General features: G+C 59.6%; 13 protein-coding genes. 7 read left to right on the top strand and 6 right to left on the bottom strand.

Features of this window, described 5'->3' with window-relative positions; translation table 11 throughout:
* Positions 1-21 precede the first annotated feature (21 nt).
* The 4 genes from alr to KQP88_RS00840 all read left to right on the top strand — a co-directional run bounded on the left by alr (position 22) and on the right by KQP88_RS00840 (position 4515).
* Positions 22-1095: an alanine racemase gene (alr, locus tag KQP88_RS00825; RefSeq protein ID WP_216704580.1), complete on the top strand. Its 1074-nt coding sequence runs from the start codon at positions 22-24 to the stop codon at positions 1093-1095.
* Positions 1096-1201: 106 nt separating this feature from the next.
* Positions 1202-1750, top strand: coding sequence for a cupin domain-containing protein (locus tag KQP88_RS00830; protein WP_025257935.1), 549 nt, complete (start codon positions 1202-1204; stop codon positions 1748-1750).
* 182 nt (positions 1751-1932) lie between these two features.
* Positions 1933-2355, top strand: coding sequence for a c-type cytochrome (locus KQP88_RS00835; RefSeq protein ID WP_200993664.1), 423 nt, complete (start codon positions 1933-1935; stop codon positions 2353-2355).
* Positions 2356-2583: 228 nt separating this feature from the next.
* Positions 2584-4515 carry an acetyl-CoA hydrolase/transferase C-terminal domain-containing protein gene (locus tag KQP88_RS00840; protein WP_216704581.1) on the top strand — a complete coding sequence of 644 codons (1932 nt, stop codon included), beginning with the start codon at positions 2584-2586 and terminating at the stop codon, positions 4513-4515.
* Between the two features lie 7 nt (positions 4516-4522).
* On the opposite strand, the gene KQP88_RS00845 is transcribed toward KQP88_RS00840, so the two are convergent.
* From KQP88_RS00845 to rep, 5 genes are all read right to left on the bottom strand, one after another.
* Positions 4523-5347, bottom strand: coding sequence for a sulfite exporter TauE/SafE family protein (locus KQP88_RS00845; RefSeq protein WP_216704582.1), 825 nt, complete (start codon positions 5345-5347; stop codon positions 4523-4525).
* Positions 5340-6593 carry an NAD(P)/FAD-dependent oxidoreductase gene (locus KQP88_RS00850; protein WP_216704583.1) on the bottom strand — a complete coding sequence of 418 codons (1254 nt, stop codon included), beginning with the start codon at positions 6591-6593 and terminating at the stop codon, positions 5340-5342. The genes KQP88_RS00845 and KQP88_RS00850 overlap by 8 nt, the downstream gene beginning before the upstream one ends.
* A 28-nt stretch (positions 6594-6621) precedes the next feature.
* A complete protein-coding gene (locus KQP88_RS00855; protein WP_216704584.1) occupies positions 6622-7506 on the bottom strand; it encodes an MBL fold metallo-hydrolase in 885 nt (294 codons plus the stop codon).
* Between the two features lie 65 nt (positions 7507-7571).
* Positions 7572-8141, bottom strand: coding sequence for a xanthine phosphoribosyltransferase (locus tag KQP88_RS00860; RefSeq protein ID WP_095067353.1), 570 nt, complete (start codon positions 8139-8141; stop codon positions 7572-7574).
* A 54-nt stretch (positions 8142-8195) separates the two neighbouring features.
* The gene (gene rep, locus KQP88_RS00865; RefSeq protein ID WP_095067352.1) at positions 8196-10205 is read right to left on the bottom strand and encodes a DNA helicase Rep; all 2010 of its coding nucleotides are present in this window, start codon (positions 10203-10205) and stop codon (positions 8196-8198) included.
* Between the two features lie 202 nt (positions 10206-10407).
* Between rep and KQP88_RS00870 the strand changes: the two genes are divergently transcribed.
* Positions 10408-12072: a putative bifunctional diguanylate cyclase/phosphodiesterase gene (locus KQP88_RS00870; RefSeq protein WP_216704585.1), complete on the top strand. Its 1665-nt coding sequence runs from the start codon at positions 10408-10410 to the stop codon at positions 12070-12072.
* A 21-nt stretch (positions 12073-12093) separates the two neighbouring features.
* Here the strand turns inward: KQP88_RS00870 and KQP88_RS00875 are convergent, their stop codons facing one another.
* Positions 12094-13494: a NorM family multidrug efflux MATE transporter gene (locus tag KQP88_RS00875; RefSeq protein WP_216704586.1), complete on the bottom strand. Its 1401-nt coding sequence runs from the start codon at positions 13492-13494 to the stop codon at positions 12094-12096.
* A gap of 156 nt (positions 13495-13650) precedes the next feature.
* On the opposite strand from KQP88_RS00875, the gene KQP88_RS00880 reads away from it, so the two are divergent.
* Together KQP88_RS00880 and KQP88_RS00885 are read left to right on the top strand one after the other, a co-directional pair.
* The gene (locus KQP88_RS00880; protein ID WP_216704587.1) at positions 13651-14571 is read left to right on the top strand and encodes a LysR substrate-binding domain-containing protein; all 921 of its coding nucleotides are present in this window, start codon (positions 13651-13653) and stop codon (positions 14569-14571) included.
* Between the two features lie 190 nt (positions 14572-14761).
* A complete protein-coding gene (locus KQP88_RS00885) occupies positions 14762-16738 on the top strand; it encodes a methyl-accepting chemotaxis protein (RefSeq protein WP_216704588.1) in 1977 nt (658 codons plus the stop codon).
* The last annotated feature ends 18 nt before the right edge of the window (positions 16739-16756 follow it).

The raw sequence follows: 16756 nt of genomic DNA on the forward strand, positions 1-16756 counted from the left end.
CTGAGTCAGAACTATCTTCCCATGCGTCCAGCCCGCGCCCTGATTGATCTTCAAGCCCTGCGTCACAACTACCGACTGGCCCGCGAAGCGACCGGCGCCAAAGCCCTCGCCGTCATCAAGGCCGATGCCTATGGCCATGGCGCGGTGCGTGTCGCCCAGGCACTGGAGGCCGAAGCCAACGGTTTTGCCGTGGCCTGCATCGAAGAGGCGCTGGAGCTGCGCGAAGCCGGTATTCGTGGCCCCATCCTGCTGCTGGAAGGTTTTTTCGAGGCCGACGAACTGCCGCTGATCGTCCAGCATGACCTGTGGTTCGTCGTGCATTCCCAGTGGCAACTGGAAGCCATCGAAAAGGCCAGTATCGGCAAGCCGCTGACGGTGTGGCTCAAGCTCGACACCGGCATGCATCGGGTCGGTTTGCATCCGTCCGAATTTCAGGCGGGCTATCAACGCCTGCTGGCGACCGGCAAAGTGGCGAAGATTGTCCTGATGAGCCACTTCGCCCGTGCCGACGAGCTGGGGTGTTCCCGTAGCGACGAGCAGATGGCCGTGTTTGAAGCCGCCCGTCAGGGGCTGGTCGCTGAAATCAGCCTGCGCAACTCACCAGCCGTTCTGGGCTGGCCGCATATCCCCAGCGACTGGGTACGCCCCGGCATCATGCTCTATGGCGCTACGCCCTTCGATCAGTCACAGGCGCTGGCCGACAGGCTGCAGCCGGTCATGACCCTGGAGTCGAAGATCATCGGTGTGCGCGAACTGCCCGCTGGCGAGCCTGTGGGGTATGGCGCCATCTTCGTTACCGAGCGCCCGACCCGTGTCGGTGTGGTCGCCATGGGGTATGCCGATGGTTATCCGCGTCATGCGGCCACTGGCACGCCAGTCTGGATCGATGGCAAGCCGAGTCGCCTGCTGGGGCGGGTTTCCATGGACATGCTTTGCGTTGACCTGACCGATCTGCCTCAGGCCGGGCTCGGGAGTCATGTCGAGCTGTGGGGCAAGAACGTGCTGGCCAGCGATGTGGCGGCGCATGCTGGCACCATTCCTTACCAGATCTTCTGCAATCTGCGGCGCGTCCCGAGGGTCTACTCACCAGAGTGAGCCCGCTGGCCGGGTTAAAAGTCCGAGGTGTTGTAAATACTGAACGCTGTTGCCATCATGGCGTTCATCTCGACTTTAACCTTACCGAACCAGGGGGAATGCCGCATTGGACGTCGGTGAACGACTGCAATCCATTCGCAAGCTCAAGGGCCTGTCCCAGCGCGAACTCGCCAAGCGGGCAGGTGTGACCAACAGCACCATTTCCATGATCGAGAAAAACAGCGTCAGCCCCTCGATCAGTTCCCTGCGCAAGGTGCTCGGCGGGATTCCCATGTCCATGGTCGAGTTCTTTTCCGAAGAGCTCGAACCGGAAAACCCGACTCAGGTGGTCTACAAGGCCAGCGAGTTGATCGATATCTCGGACGGTGCCGTGACCATGAAACTGGTGGGCAAGTCGCATCCTGGCCGAGCCATCGCCTTTCTCAACGAAATCTATCCGCCAGGCGCTGATACCGGTGAAGAGATGCTGGTGCATGAAGGCGAGGAAACCGGAATTCTGGTTGAAGGACGACTGGAGCTGGTCGTCGGTCTGGACACCTACATCCTCGAAGCAGGCGACAGCTACTATTTCGAGAGCACCAAGCCGCATCGATTCCGCAATCCGTTCGATGTGCCGGCGCGACTAATCAGCGCAGCCACCCCGGCCAATTTTTGACCACACGTAGCGCAATCGCCTCATGTACGCGGGCTGGCTGGCCAGACACCCCTTGAATGGACTTACGCGCTAATAACCATTCTTTCTGTAGGGGTGTTTCGGCTCCAAAGGCTAGTCGCTATAATTCGCCAGCCTGCCAGACCGTGGTCGCGGGCGTGATTAGTCACCATGAGGGTGTAAGCGTGAACCTGATAAACAAGATACTGGCAGTGGCTGCCATGTTGGCTTTTTGGGCATTCAACGCTCAGGCAGCGACGAATGATGAAATCGCCAAACGACTTGAGCCGGTCGGGCAGGTCTGTGTTCAAGGCAAGGAATGCGCAGGTATTGCAGTTACCGCATCAGCCGGTGGCGGCAGCGCGAAATCCCCCGACGATGTAATCGCCAAACACTGCACCGCCTGCCACAGCGTCGGCTTGCTGAATGCGCCCAAGATCGGCGATACCGCCGCCTGGGATGAGCGAGCCAAAAAAGAAGGCGGCCTGGACGGCCTGCTGGCCAAGGCCATCACCGGCCTCAACGCCATGCCGCCCAAAGGCACCTGTGGCGACTGCACCGATGAAGAACTCAAAAGCGCCATTCAGAAGATGTCGGGTCTCAAGTAAGACTGACGGTCAGACCTCCACAGGATTGCGCCACGAAGGTGTTTGTAGGAGCGGATTTATCCGCGAGACAGTATTGAAGTCGATGCATTTTCTTTGAATGTATCGGCCTCTCGCGAATGAATTCGCTCCTACAGCAGTAGCCTCACAGGCTCAGTATTCAGCATATTTGCAGCACTTTCACGAGAACATGGGTCCAACCTCCACCAGCCACAACCCCGGAGAGTTCGGATGCCCAGGTCCTGTTCCATTGAGCAAGCCGTCGATCATGTGCTCGCGCAGTTGCCCGAGCATATTCACATGGGCATGCCTTTGGGGTTGGGCAAGCCCAATCGGTTCGTCAATGCGTTATACGAGCGCATCAGTCAGCTTCCCGAGCGGCAACTGACGATTTATACGGCGTTGAGCCTGGGGCGCCCGCCCGCGGGTGAGGGGTTGCAGGGGCGTTTTCTGGAGCCATTTCTGGAGCGGGTGTTCGGGGATTATCCTGAGCTGGAATTTCTGTCGGCACTGCGTCGTGACGATCTGCCGCCGAACATTCACATTCAGCAATTCTTCATGCAGCCGGGCAGTCTGCTCAGCAGCGAAGCGGCCCAGCAGAGTTACGTCAGCAGCAATTACAGCCATGCGGCCCGAGACATCAATGCCAGTGGCCTGAACCTGATTGCGCAACTGGTCGCTCACGATGAGCAACGGCCTGGCAAGTTGAGCCTGAGCTGCAACCCTGATGTGACCCTCGATCTGCTGCCGATGGTCGCCAAGCGACGGGCCGCGGGCGAGACGATTCTGATGCTGGGCCAGATCCATGCCGATCTGCCCTATATGCCTGGCGATTCCGAGCTGGATGCCGATGCCTTCGATCTGCTGCTGGACGAGCAGGAGCGCAGCGTCCTGTTCTCGACGCCCAATATGCCCGTGGGCTTTCAGGATCATTTCATCGGTCTGCATGCCAGCACCCTGGTTCGCGATGGCGGCACCTTGCAGATCGGCATCGGCTCCATGGGCGACGCACTGACCGCCGCGCTGCTGGCCCGACAGGCCAACAACGAAACCTACCGTGAGTTGCTTGCCGAACTGAACATGAGCAACTGGCAGACCCTGATTGACCGCGAAGGCGGCATCCAGCCTTTTGCCAGCGGGCTTTACGGATGCAGTGAGATGTTCGTCAACGGCCTGCTGGTACTGGCCGACGCTGGCATTGTGCGGCGCAAGGTCTATGCCGATATCGAGTTGCAACGACTGGCTAATCTGGGAACCCTCGATGAAAGCGCTCACCCGGATGGCGTCGTGCTGCATGGCGGGTTCTTCCTCGGCCCGCTGAGTTTTTATGAGCGCTTGCGTGAGTTGCCCGCTGAGCGACTGGCGCAGTTCAACATGAGTGCCATCAGCTACATCAACGAGCTATACGGCAACGAAGAGCTCAAACGCCTGCAACGTCGGGATGCGCGCTTTATCAACAGCGCTTTCACCATGACCCTGATGGGCGCGGCGGTGTCCGATCAACTGGAAGACGGGCGTGTGCTCAGTGGCGTCGGCGGGCAATACAACTTCGTTGCCCAGGCCCATGCGCTGGAAGATGCACGTTCGATCTTGATCCTGCGCAGTTGGCGAGAGTCAGGCGGTGAAATCAGTTCCAATATTGTCTGGGAATACGGTCATGCGACCATTCCCCGGCACCTGCGCGATATCGTCGTGACCGAGTACGGGATTGCCGACTTGCGTGGTCAGACCGATGCGACGGTCATCGAGCGACTGCTGAATATCTGCGACTCGCGCTTTCAGAACGGCCTGATCGAACAGGCGCAAAAGGCTGGCAAGCTGCCGAAAGGCTTTCACCTCGACCCGCGCTTTACCCAGAACACGCCCGAGCGCCTGAAGGACATCGCGTCCCGCTATCCGGCGCTGTTCACCGAATATCCGCTGGGCTGCGATTTCACTGCACGAGAGCGGGATTTGTTGCGCGCCTTGAACTGGCTCAAGAGCAAATTCAAGCTCACCGAGATTCTGGAACTGGGCAAGGCCACGCTCGATGCGCCCGAGCCTTCGGCCTATATCGAGCACCTGCAGCGCATGCAGCTCGACGATCCCCAAGGCATCAAGGAAGAACTGTATCAGCGTCTGCTGCTGGCCGGGTTACACAACTCTGCCGGATCAACGTTCTGAATGTTGCTCAGAGGACTGCCTTGAGTGCGCTGAACACCAGCATGGCTGCGGCAATCCAGGCTGCAATGGCGAACAGTTGCTGCAAGCGCGGTCCGGCGAGATAGCCGCTGACCTGCCTGCCGCCTATCAGGCCGATGATCGCTCCTGCCGCGAAGGGCGCGCCGATGCTCCAGTGCATCACGCCCGCCACGGAGGCGCTGATGACGCTGCCGGTGGAGACCAGCGCGATGACTGCCAGTGACGTGGCGACGACGCTTTTCATGTTCAGGTCGCTGTAGCGGGTCAGCGCCGGGATGATGACAAAGCCACCACCGACTCCGATCAGTCCCGACAGCAGTCCTGCCGTCATGCCGGTGAGTGTCAGAGCCCGAAGGCAGGGCATCGTCCAGCGCAACCTGCCTTGCAGCGGGTTGAGCACGCAGGGCAGGACTTCCTTGCGGCAGGCCGGTGGTCCGTATTTCAACTCGCGGGTGGCCTTGAGAAAGATCCGTCCGCAGGCGTACAGCATCACAACGGCGAAGATCAGCGCCAGCGGCGTATTGGGCAAGCGATGAGCGAACCACAGGCCTACAGGCGACACGAGCACACCGATCCCGGCGATATAGAGTGCGGCACGGTAGCGGACAATGCCCTGCTTCAAGCCCAGGACCGCCCCGACTGCGGCAGCCAGACCCACGGCCAGCAAGCCCACAGGCGCGGCCTCGACCATGGTCAGCCCCAGCCCGAAAACCAGCAGCGGCACAGCCAGAATGCCGCCACCTGCACCGGTCAGTGCCAGTATTGCGCCAACGATCGCCCCCAGGCCTGCGCCCAGCAGTTGATGTTCATCCATGTTTTACGGCAGCCTGTTGCGGTCTGGCCAGCCATTCGCGACCCTTGAGCATGCCCTGCCAGTAAAGCGATGGCAGCACGCGCTCTTTCAGCCACCAGGCCAATTGTGTCGGTTGGCGACCATCGAGCAGCCAGAGCGGAAAGCTGGGAGCGACCTTGCCGCCGTAGGTGAATTCAGCCAGTACAATCCTGCCCCGCTCTACGGTGAGCGGGCATGATCCATAGCCGTCATAAACAGCCTGTCTTGCTGAGCGGCCCAAGGCAACCAGCACATTGATCGCAACCACCGGAGCCTGTTTTCGGGCGGCCGCTGCGGTTTTGGCGTTGCTGGTGTTGGTGGCATCGCCCAGGCAGAAAATATTGCTGAAGCGGCGATGCATCAGTGTGGCCGGATCGACATCCAGCCAGCCCGCGGCGTCGGCCAGAGGGCTTGAGCGAATGAAGTCCGGCACTGTCTGGGGCGGCACTACATGCAGCATGTCGAAGCCCTGCTCGACGGTTTCGCTGGTTCCGTCTGCCCGGGTCTGGATGAAGGTAGCGCGTCTGGCTGGCCCGTTCACGGCCACCAGTCTGTGCCCGAACTCCAGGTCGATCGCATAGCGTTCGACATATTCCATCAAGGCCGGCACGTAGTCCGGCACCCCGAACAGCACGGCTCCGGCGTTGTAGAACCGGGTATTGATCTGTTCCAGATGGCCGGACTTGAGCCAGTGATCGCAGGAGAGATACATCGCCTTCTGGGGCGCTCCGGCGCATTTGATCGGCATCGGCGGCTGAGTGAACAGGGCTTGCCCGCCCTTGAGCCCTTGAACCAGCTCCCAGGTATAGGGGGCCAGATCATAGCGATAGTTGGACGTTACTCCGTTGCTCCCCAATGTTTCGACCAATCCCTCGATGGCCGCCCAATCCAGCTTCAGGCCTGGACAGACCACCAGTTGCTGGTAACCCATGCTGCGCCCATCCTCCAGTTTCACGGCATTGCCATGAGGATCGAAGCTTGCCACGGCTGCCTTGATCCATTTCACACCTTTGGGGATCAGCGAAGCCATGCTGCGGGCTGTCGATGACGGCTGGAACACCCCGGCACCGACCAGCGTCCAGCCTGGCTGGTAATAGTGGGTGTCAGCCGGATCAATGATGGCGATATCCAGCGATGCATCGCGAGCCAGCAGGCTTGCTGCGGTCGAGAGTCCGGCGGCTCCGGCCCCGACGATCACTATCTGGTGGGCAGGGGAGGTCAGGCTCATATCAGGTTTCCAGATGCATGGCAGCGATTCAAAGAACGTTAAGCGGAATTTTCAGGTAGCTGACGCCGTTGTCTTCCGGCGCGGGGAAGTGGCCGCAGCGCATGTTGATCTGCACCGACGGCAGCATCAGGACCGGCATTTCCAGGGTCGCATCCCGAGCCTCGCGCATTGCGACGAAAGCGTCTTCGTCGATGCCTTCGTGCACATGGATATTGTTGGCGCGCTGCTCGGCAACGGTGGTCATGTATTGCAGCTCGCGGCCATTGGGCAGGTAGTCATGGCACATGAACAGGCGGGTTTGTGGCGGCAGGCTCAGGATCCGGTGAATGGAGCGATACAGCGTTCGCGCATCGGCGCCGGGGAAGTCGCAACGGGCTGTGCCGTAATCGGGCATGAACAGCGTATCGCCGACGAACGCGACTGTTTCGTCGCCGATCTGTACCAGATAGGTCATGCAGGCAGGCGTATGCCCGGGTGTATGCAGCGCCCTGGCCTCAAGAGATCCGATGGAAAATACGCCATCGTCATCGAGCAGCACATCGAACTGGGCTCCGTCCCGTGCGAAGTCCTCAGGGGCATTGAACAGTTTACCGAAGACCTGCTGCACGGACGTGATGTGGCTGCCGATGGCGATCTGTCCGCCCAACTGCCGTTTCAGGTAGGGCGCTGCCGACACATGGTCCGCATGGACATGGGTTTCCAGTATCCACTGCACCGAAGCGTCCAGAGCCCTGACCCGTTCGATCAGGCGGTCGGCTGACTCGGTGCGGGTGCGCCCGGACTTCGGGTCGTAGTCCAGCACGCTGTCGATCAGCGCGCACTGCTTGCTGGCCAGGTCCATCACCAGATAACTGATCGTCCATGTATGGCTGTCGAAGAGGCCTTCGACATACAGCCTTTCCCCAATGATCATTGTGGTCTCTCCGTGGCCGTAAATGGCTGTTACCTGTGCAAGCGTAGACAGGCAGCGTGGACGTTCTACTTGAACGTCACCACGCCGTTCGCCAGCGACTCCACGCGTGCCAGGGATTCAACGCGATAACCCTGCGCATCCAGTTCGGCACGACCGCCCTGAAAGGACTTCTCGATCACGATACCCAGCCCGGCCACCTTGGCGCCTGCCTGCTTGATGATCGAGATCAGGGCTTGGGAAGCTTTGCCGTTGGCCAGGAAGTCATCGATGATCAGTACGTTGTCGTTGCTGTTCAGGTGCCGTGGCGAGATGGCGACGGTGCTTTCGACCTGCTTGGTGAAGGAGTAGACCGTAGCCGACAGCAGGTTTTCAGTCAGGGTCAGCGACTGATGCTTGCGGGCGAAGATCACCGGCACGCCGAGGTTCAGGCCGGCCATCACTGCCGGAGCGATGCCCGAGGCTTCGATGGTGACGATCTTGGTGATGCCTGCATCCGCGAACAGCCTGGCGAACTCGTCACCGATGGCTTTCATCAGTGCCGGGTCGATCTGATGGTTGAGAAACGCATCGACCTTCAAGACCTGATCGGAAAGTACGATGCCTTCTTCGCGAATTTTCTTGTGCAGTGCTTCCACTTCGGTTCCTTGGGTGCGCCAGTGCGCAATAGTTGATCGTTTTCTGTTCAGGTTTCAGCGCTTGAGCATGGCGCGTATGTCCGCCAGGGCCGTATTGCCGCGCACGGCCTTTACTTCGGTTGGCGTATCGTCGTTGCCTTCCCAGGCCAGATCGTCCGGTGGCAGCTCATCGAGAAAGCGGCTTGGCGCGCAGTCGATGATCTCGCCGTATTGCTTGCGCTTGGCGGCAAAGGTGAACGCCAGCGTCTGTCGTGCGCGTGTGATGCCCACGTAGGCCAGACGGCGTTCTTCCTCGATGGTGTCGGCCTCGATGCTGGAGCGGTGCGGCAGGATTTCTTCTTCCATGCCCATGATGAACACGTAAGGAAATTCCAGGCCCTTGGAAGCATGCAGGGTCATCATCTGCACGCCTTCGGCACCGTCTTCCTCTTCCTGCTGGCGTTCGAGCATGTCGCGCAGGACCAGCTTGCCGATGGCCTCTTCGATGGTCATGCCGCCGTCTTCGTCTTTTTCCAGGGTGTTCTTCAGTGCCTCGATGAGGAACCAGACGTTGCCCATGCGGTAGTCGGCGGCCTTGTCGCTGGAGCTGTTCTGGCGAATCCAGTTCTCGTAATCGATGTCCATGACCATGCTGCGCAGTGCCGCGATAGGGTCGTTCTGCGCACATTGCTGGCGCACGCCGTCCATCCAGCGTTTGAAGCGTTGCAGGCGGTCGGTATAACGGCTGTCCAGGTGTTCGCCCAGACCGATTTCCTCGGTGGCGGCGTACATCGACACCTTGCGCTCGGTGGCGTAGTTGCCGAGTTTTTCCAGGGTCGTGGAGCCGATTTCCCGGCGCGGCACGTTGATCACGCGCAGGAAGGCGTTGTCGTCGTCCGGATTCACCAGCAGGCGGAAGTAGGCCATCAGGTCCTTCACTTCCTGGCGGCCGAAGAAGCTGTTGCCACCTGACAGGCGATAGGGAACCTGATGGTGCTGCAATTTCAGCTCGATCAGCTTGGCCTGATAGTTACCGCGATAGAGGATGGCGAAATCGCTGTAGGGCCGGTCGGTGCGCAAGTGCAGGGTGAGGATTTCCATCGCCACCCGCTCGGCTTCGGCGTCTTCGTTGCGGCAGCGGATCACGCGGATCTCGTCGCCGTGACCCATTTCACTCCAGAGTTGTTTCTCGAAGGCGTGCGGGTTGTTGGAGATCAGCACGTTGGCGCAACGCAGGATGCGGCTGGTGGAGCGGTAGTTCTGCTCCAGCATCACGACTTTCAGGGACGGATAGTCTTCCTTGAGCAGCATCAGGTTTTCCGGCCGCGCACCACGCCAGGCATAGATCGACTGGTCGTCATCGCCTACGACCGTGAACTGGTGACGGGTGCCGATCAGCAGTTTGACCAGCAGATACTGGCTGGCGTTGGTGTCCTGGTATTCGTCCACCAGCAGGTAGCGGACCTTGTTCTGCCACTTCTCCAGAATGTCGGCGTGTTCCTGGAACAGCTTGACCGGCAGCAGGATCAGGTCGTCGAAGTCCACCGCGTTATACGCCTTGAGCGTGCGCTGGTAGTGGGTGTAGACGATGGCGGCGGTCTGTTCCTTGGGGTTGCGGGCATTGGCCAGCGCTTCGGGCGGCAGGATCAGGTCGTTCTTCCAGGCGCCGATCATGTTCTTGATTTCGTCGACGCCATCGTCGCCCGAATACTCTTTCTGCATGATGTCGGTCATCAGGGCCTTGACGTCGGTTTCATCGAAGATCGAGAAACCGGGCTTGTAGCCCAGCCGCACATGCTCCTTGCGGATGATGTTCAGGCCCAGGTTGTGGAACGTCGATACCGTCAGGCCGCGACCTTCGCCACCGCGCAGCAGCGTGCCGACCCGCTCTTTCATTTCCCGGGCGGCCTTGTTGGTAAAGGTCATGGCCACGATGTACTGCGCACGGATGCCGCAGTTCTGGATCAGGTGGGCGATCTTGCGGGTGATCACGCTGGTCTTGCCGGAGCCTGCACCGGCGAGCACCAAAAGAGGGCCGCCGACATAGTTCACGGCTTCCTGTTGCCGGGGATTGAGTCGGGACATGACGGTATGGGTAGTCTGTTGCGAAAAAGGTCGGGCATTTTAACAGGCCCGCGCATTTATGCAGCGCTCATCGTTGAACGGCAGGGACAGCTATCTAATTTTTTTGTTTTTGTTACATTTGCCGAATCGCGAATGTGCGTCTACCAGTCAACCCTTTCGTTTGGTTGGTAATCGGTTTTTCCTTTGCAGTTAAGGAGTTAGCGTGCCTGTGCCTGTCGAGCCCCTGAGATTGCTGCTGTTGGCCCGAGAATCTGCATGGCTGGCGCTGTTGAGCAATTGTCTGGCATCGCTGGGCGATGAGGTCATTTTGTATCAGGCCGCTGACTGGGATGCCTTCCAGAAGCAGCCTGACAGTCCGCGTCCTTCCTTGCTGCTGACCACTCCCGAGCTGCAACCTCCTGCCACAAGTTGCCTGTTGCCGACGGTAATGTTGCTCGAAGAGGAACCGCTCGTCGCACCGATCGGGGCCAGCGACTGGCTGGTCCGCGAAAGTCTGACAGCCGATACCCTTCGCCGCTGCCTGCGCCATGTCCGTGAGCGCGGCGCGCTGGAAGACACCCTGCAACGCCTGGCCGGCCAGGACCCGCTGACCGGTATCGCCAACCGACAGGGTTTTCAGACGTTGCTGACAGCCCGTCTGGCCGAAAAAACCGGTTTTGCCCTGGGCCACCTGGACCTCGACAACTTCCGCCGCGCCAACGATGCCTTGGGCCATCAGGCCGGTGACCGGTTGATCCTGCAGGTGGTGGCGCGACTCAGGAACCAGCTGGACATCGGGGACCAGATCGCCCGTCTGGGCGGTGACGAGTTTGCTTTGCTGATCGACACCCGCCATACGCCCGAACGTGCGGCACAACTGGCCGAACGCATTACCGATGCATTGTCCGAACCCTACTGGATCGATGGTGAAAGCCTGTTGCTCGGCTGCAGCCTTGGCATCGCTCATTCACAGTCCGAAACCGGCGCCGACGCCTTGATGTGGCACGCCCATATCGCCATGCGCCAAGCCAAGAGTCTTCAGGGTTGTACCTTCCGTTTCTTCGACCACACCATCAACCGCAACGCCCGCAGCCTTGCGGACCTTGAGGCCGAACTGCGCAAGGCCTTGCGCACTGACGAACTTGAGCTGCATTACCAGCCGCGCCTGTGCCTGGAAAGCGGTGCGGTGGTGGGGCTGGAAGCATTGGTGCGCTGGCGCCACAGCGAGCGAGGGCTGTTACTGCCCAGCGAGTTCGTGCCTCTGGCCGAGCAGAGCGGCATGATCGTGCCGTTGGGTTACTGGGTCATTCATCGGGCCTTGCGGGACATGCAGGCTTTGCGCGACCGGGGTTTTGCGCCGTTGCACATGGCGATCAACCTGTCGTTCAGGCAGTTTCAGGACAGCCAGCTTCTGCCGACCCTCAGCCGCCTGATCACCGAGCATGAAATCGACGCGCGCTGGCTGGAATTCGAGCTGACCGAAACGTCGGTCATGCGCAGCAGTGAGCAGGTGCGGCAGATCATGGAAGCGCTGCGCCGATTGGGTGTGCGTTTTTCCCTGGATGACTTCGGCACCGGTTTTTCTTCCTTCATGCACCTCAACAGCCTGCCGATCGAACTGCTCAAGATCGACAAAAGTTTTGTCGGTGAAATGGAGCCGCGTGAGGAAAATCGCAAGCTGGTTCACGCAATGATCAACCTGGCCCATAACCTGAGCCTGGAAGTGGTGGCCGAAGGTGTGGAAACCCCTGAGCAACTGGCGCTGCTGCGCAGCTTTGGTTGCAATCAGGTGCAGGGTTACCTCATCAGCCGACCGTTGCCGATGGCTGAACTGGTTGACTACCTGGAGCGGCCGACAGGCGCGCACCCCTCCGCGAAAAAGGTGTAAAGCCCGGCCTATCCGCTTACATCAAGGATGAATGGCGCCCAGATTGTCTTGCGGCTCCTGCCTGGATTTCACCTTAATCAACCGCGCGGTCTTCTTCTCGAAGGCATAGGTCAGCGCCACAGCCGAACACAGCAGGCCCAGCGCCAGCCCCCACCAGACACCCTCTGCGCCCAGATCGGTCGAAAAGGCCAGCAGCCATGCCGCAGGTGCTGCCACCAGCCAGTAGCAGACCAGCCCGATCAGAAAGGTGGTCTTGGCGTCCTTGAGCCCGCGAATGGCGCCCATGGCGATGGTCTGCATGCCGTCCAGCAGCTCGAACCATGCCGCAATGGCCAGCAGCTTTACCGCCAGGATCACGATCTCGGTGAACGCCGGGTCATCGAGGTCGAGAAACAGGCCGATGACCTGATGAGGCGCGAGCCAGAAAAGTATGCCGAACATCAGCATCACTGCCCCGCCAAACGAAATGCCCAGTCGCCCGGCAGTACGAGCCATCAATACATTGCCCGCACCGTAATGCTGACCGATGCGCATGGTGACGGCGTAGGAAATCCCGACCGGAATCATGAACGCCATGGACACGGTCTGTACGGCGATCTGATGCGCAGCCATCTGCGTGCTGCCCATGGCTCCCATGCAAAACGCTGCAAAAGTGAACAGGCCCACTTCCACGGCGTAGGTGCCGCCAATTGGCAGGCCGAGGTTCCAGAGCTCTTTAAGATGGCTGCGGGATAACTGCCACAGCCCTTTGCGAATCGGATAGGCCGCATAAGCAGGATGGCGGCGGATATGCAGGGCAAGCGCCAGAGCCATGCAATTGGTCACTATGGCCGTGATCAGCCCGATGCCCATCAGGCCCAGATTCGGCAGCCCGAACCAGCCATGGATCATCATGTAGTTGAGCGCAAAGTTGGCCCCGGCTCCGGCCAGGCTGATGGTCATGACCGGGCCTGCACGCCCAAGGGCACTGGTAAAGCCGCGCAAGGCCATGAACGTGAGCAGGCCGGGAAGCGCCAGCGGCAGGGTGGTCAGGAACTGAGTGGCCATATGGACGTTGACTTCGGTCTGGCCAAACCTGAGCAAAACCGGCTCAAGGTTCCACAACAGCAGCGCAGCCACCAGCGCCATGCCCCATGCCAGCCACAAACCGGCCTGAGTCAGCCGGGTCGCACCCTCTGCATCGTTTGCGCCGTGACGAATCGAAACCAGCGTGCCGACTGCCGCCATCACCCCCACACAGAAAAACGAAACAAAGCTGTAGGTAGCTGCGCCCAGACCGCCGCCCGCCAGGGCTTCAGGCCCGATCTTGCCCATCATCACGGTATCGGTGAACACCATCAGCATGTGCGCCATCTGCGATGCGATCAACGGCCCGGCCAGGCGCAGGATGATCCAGAGTTCTTTGAGGGCAGGCTGTTGCATGATGGAAAGGCTCTACTTCAGGTGTACTGATGGGCTGCACATTCTCGGCATTCAAGCGCTCAAGCACAAAGCGATAAATCCGATCATCAGCATGATTAAAACTCATGCGAGTATATTTGGCGTACAGTGGCACATTATTGTGTGGGATATATTCATATGCCTCGTAGTCTTCCTCCGTTATATGCATTGCGCGCTTTTGAAGCGGCTGCTCGGCATACCTCGTTCACGCGAGCGGGAGAAGAACTCTCGATTACCCAAAGTGCTGTCAGTCGTCATATTCATACGCTCGAAGAGTACTTTTCCTGCCGACTGTTTCAGCGTAATGGCCGCAACTTGCAGCTCACTGAAGCCGCTCGTGCCTTATTGCCCGGAATCAGGGACGGTTTTCAGGCGCTTGAGCGTGCCTGCAGCACGTTACAGGCTGAAGAAGGCATATTGCGCATGAAGGCGCCGTCGACCCTGACCATGCGTTGGCTATTGGCGCGGCTCAGTCGTTTTCGTCATCTTCAGGTAGGCAACGAAGTCCAGTTGACCAGCGCCTGGATGGATATCGACGCCGTAGACTTCTCGCAAGAACCTTTCGATTGTGCCGTCCTCCTGAGTCGCGGGCATTTTCCGCCGGACTGGGAGTCGACCCTGTTGTTTCCGGAGTTTCTGATCCCGGTCGGTGCCCCTGCCTTTTTGCAGGATCCGCCCTGGGATGTCGAACGGCTGGCCAGTATCGAGCTGCTGCACCCGACACCGGATCGGCGTGACTGGCGCACCTGGCTGAACCGCATGGGGCTGGCGGACAAGGTTTCGCTCAAGGGCGGTCAGGTTTTCGACACCCTGGAGCTGGGCATGATCGCGGCTGCCCGAGGTTACGGGCTGTCGATGGGCGATTTATTGATGGTTGCGGAAGACGTGGCACAAGGTCGTTTGAGCCTGCCCTGGCGCACTGCAGTATTCAGTGGCGAGAACTATTATCTGGTCTGGCCAAAGACGAGGCCCGGTCTAGAGCGGTTACGACGGTTAAGTGACTTCCTGCAGAGTGAGGTTCAGGCGATGGAGTTACCGAAAGTCGAAATACTTAAATAGTGGTGGCGGTTGGGCGATTTGCCATCTGTTTGCTAATATCCGCTTAGCTGACTCAAGTATTTCACTTGCGCGCCGACGTTACTCTTGAAAGGCCGTTTGTTCAAAACGGTTCAATCTCAAATCCTATTAGAATTTTGCTGGATGGTCGGCCAGGGAGTTGGCAAACCCGATAATTCAGCCTGGAGCCTTTATGTCCAAGCCCCGTGCCCGGATTGCCTCGCAACTCGGTATTGCTTTGGCTGTGATTCTTGCGGTGGTGATAAGCGGCAGTACTCTTTTCGCTTTGCGATCTCTGGACGCTGCCAACCTTGTCATCCGTGAAGAACACATGTCCAGTGAGGCTCGCCTGCTCGCTGACCAGCTCAACACTTTTCACAGCACCTTGCGTGACAGCACGCAGCGCCTGAGCGGGCTGTTTGAAAAGCGTTTTTCTGGCGGCCTGAGCCTGCAGACCGACAAGCCAGTCACCGTGGCCGGGACCCAGACTCCGGGTCTGTATCTGGGTGATACGCCCCTGAACAACGACTTTACCGAGGTCGACGAATTTCGTCGTCTGACGGCAGGTGTCGCCACCATTTTCGTGCGCAGCGGCGATGACTTCATTCGTATCAGCACGTCCCTGAGCAAACAGGACGGCACTCGCGCCATCGGCACCGTGCTCGATCGCAAAGGCCCGGCCTATGAGCGCCTGATGGCCGGTCAGGGTTATGTGGGCAAGGCAGTGTTGTTCGAACGCTACTACATGACTCAATACAGCCCGGTTCGTGACAGCGGCGGCAAGATCATTGCTGCTCTGTTCGTCGGTTTCGATTACACCGACGCGCAGAACGCCCAGTTTGAGAATCTCAGAAACTTCCGCATCGGCAAGACCGGTTCGCTGGCATTGCTGGACGAGCAAAGCCGCTGGCTGGTCGCGCCAGCTGGCGCCAAGTCCCCGGAGAGTGCAGCCAAGTCTGTAGCTGATGTAGTCAAGCAGCCTGGCAAAGGCCTTTTCTGGCACGATGGCGAGCAGGACTTCTACAGCGTGGGTCAGCCCTTCAGCGGCGGACCATGGACTGTAATGGCCAGCATGCCAAGGGACGAAATCAGCGAAGTGACCTGGAGCGTGGGTACCAAGCTGGCCATTGGCAGCCTGTTGGCGATGCTGATCGCGGTGAGCAGTGCCATCTGGCTGCTGCGCAGCAAACTGCGTCCATTATCCGAACTGGTACGTCAGGCCGATGCCCTGGGATCCGGGGACCTGAGTGTGCGCCTGAATGTCTCCAGCCACGATGAAATCGGGCAACTGGCGGGCAGCTTCAACAAGATGAGCGAAGCCTTGTCGAACATGGTTTCCCATATCCGTACTGCGGCTCAGGAAGTGAGCACTCGTGCCCATGCATTGTCCGGCCTGTCGGGCGGCGCTTATGAAGGCATGGAGCAGCAGTCCGGTGAAATCACCAGCATGGCCGGCGCGGTTGAAGAATTCAGCGCGACCTCTCTGAACATCGCTGACAACATGAAGAACACCGAGCGTCTGGCGCAGGAAAACGCGCAGCAGACCCGCATCGGCCGTACCTCCATGGATGAAGCCTCGTCTGCGCTGCAACAGATCGCAAGCTCGCTGAACAGCACCGCCACCGTGATCGACACCCTGGGGCAGCGTTCCCAGGAAATCGGCAGCATCGTCGGTGTGATTACCTCGATTGCCGACCAGACCAACCTGCTGGCACTCAACGCAGCGATCGAAGCGGCTCGTGCCGGTGAACAGGGTCGCGGTTTTGCCGTGGTAGCCGACGAAGTCCGAAGCCTCGCTTCGCGTACCCGTCAGGCCACCGACGAAATCTCCGGCATGATCGCCAGCATCCAGCAACAGACCGGCAACGCCATCAGCACCATGCAGCAGGGCAACGTCCTGATGCAGGACGGCCTGTCGCGTAACGCCAAGGTTGCAGCTGCACTGGCCCAGATCGACGAACAAAGCCGCTCCGCCGGCCATCAGTTCGCCGCAATCACCACGGCCACGCAAGAACAAAGCAGCACCGCCACCATGCTCAGCAGCAACCTGCAAAGCATCGCCATGGCCAACAGCGAACAGCGCGAAGTGGTCTCCAACCTGGCAATCACCGCCCAGGAACTCAACTCCCTGGCGGCTGAACTGCGCCAAGAGGTTGATCGCTTCCGGTGATTGGTTTTTCGCGAATGA

The sequence above is a fragment of the Pseudomonas lijiangensis genome, assembly GCF_018968705.1.
Lineage (GTDB): Bacteria > Pseudomonadota > Gammaproteobacteria > Pseudomonadales > Pseudomonadaceae > Aquipseudomonas > Aquipseudomonas lijiangensis.

Coding starts and splice junctions, on each gene's coding strand:
- alr (WP_216704580.1), top strand. CDS start 22: ATGCGTCCAGCCCGCGCCCTGATTGATCTTCAAGCCCTGCGTCACAAC.
- KQP88_RS00840 (WP_216704581.1), top strand. CDS start 2,584: ATGCCCAGGTCCTGTTCCATTGAGCAAGCCGTCGATCATGTGCTCGCG.
- KQP88_RS00845 (WP_216704582.1), bottom strand. CDS start 5,347: ATGGATGAACATCAACTGCTGGGCGCAGGCCTGGGGGCGATCGTTGGC.
- KQP88_RS00850 (WP_216704583.1), bottom strand. CDS start 6,593: ATGAGCCTGACCTCCCCTGCCCACCAGATAGTGATCGTCGGGGCCGGA.
- KQP88_RS00855 (WP_216704584.1), bottom strand. CDS start 7,506: ATGATCATTGGGGAAAGGCTGTATGTCGAAGGCCTCTTCGACAGCCAT.
- rep (WP_095067352.1), bottom strand. CDS start 10,205: ATGTCCCGACTCAATCCCCGGCAACAGGAAGCCGTGAACTATGTCGGC.
- KQP88_RS00875 (WP_216704586.1), bottom strand. CDS start 13,494: ATGCAACAGCCTGCCCTCAAAGAACTCTGGATCATCCTGCGCCTGGCC.
- KQP88_RS00880 (WP_216704587.1), top strand. CDS start 13,651: ATGCCTCGTAGTCTTCCTCCGTTATATGCATTGCGCGCTTTTGAAGCG.
- KQP88_RS00885 (WP_216704588.1), top strand. CDS start 14,762: ATGTCCAAGCCCCGTGCCCGGATTGCCTCGCAACTCGGTATTGCTTTG.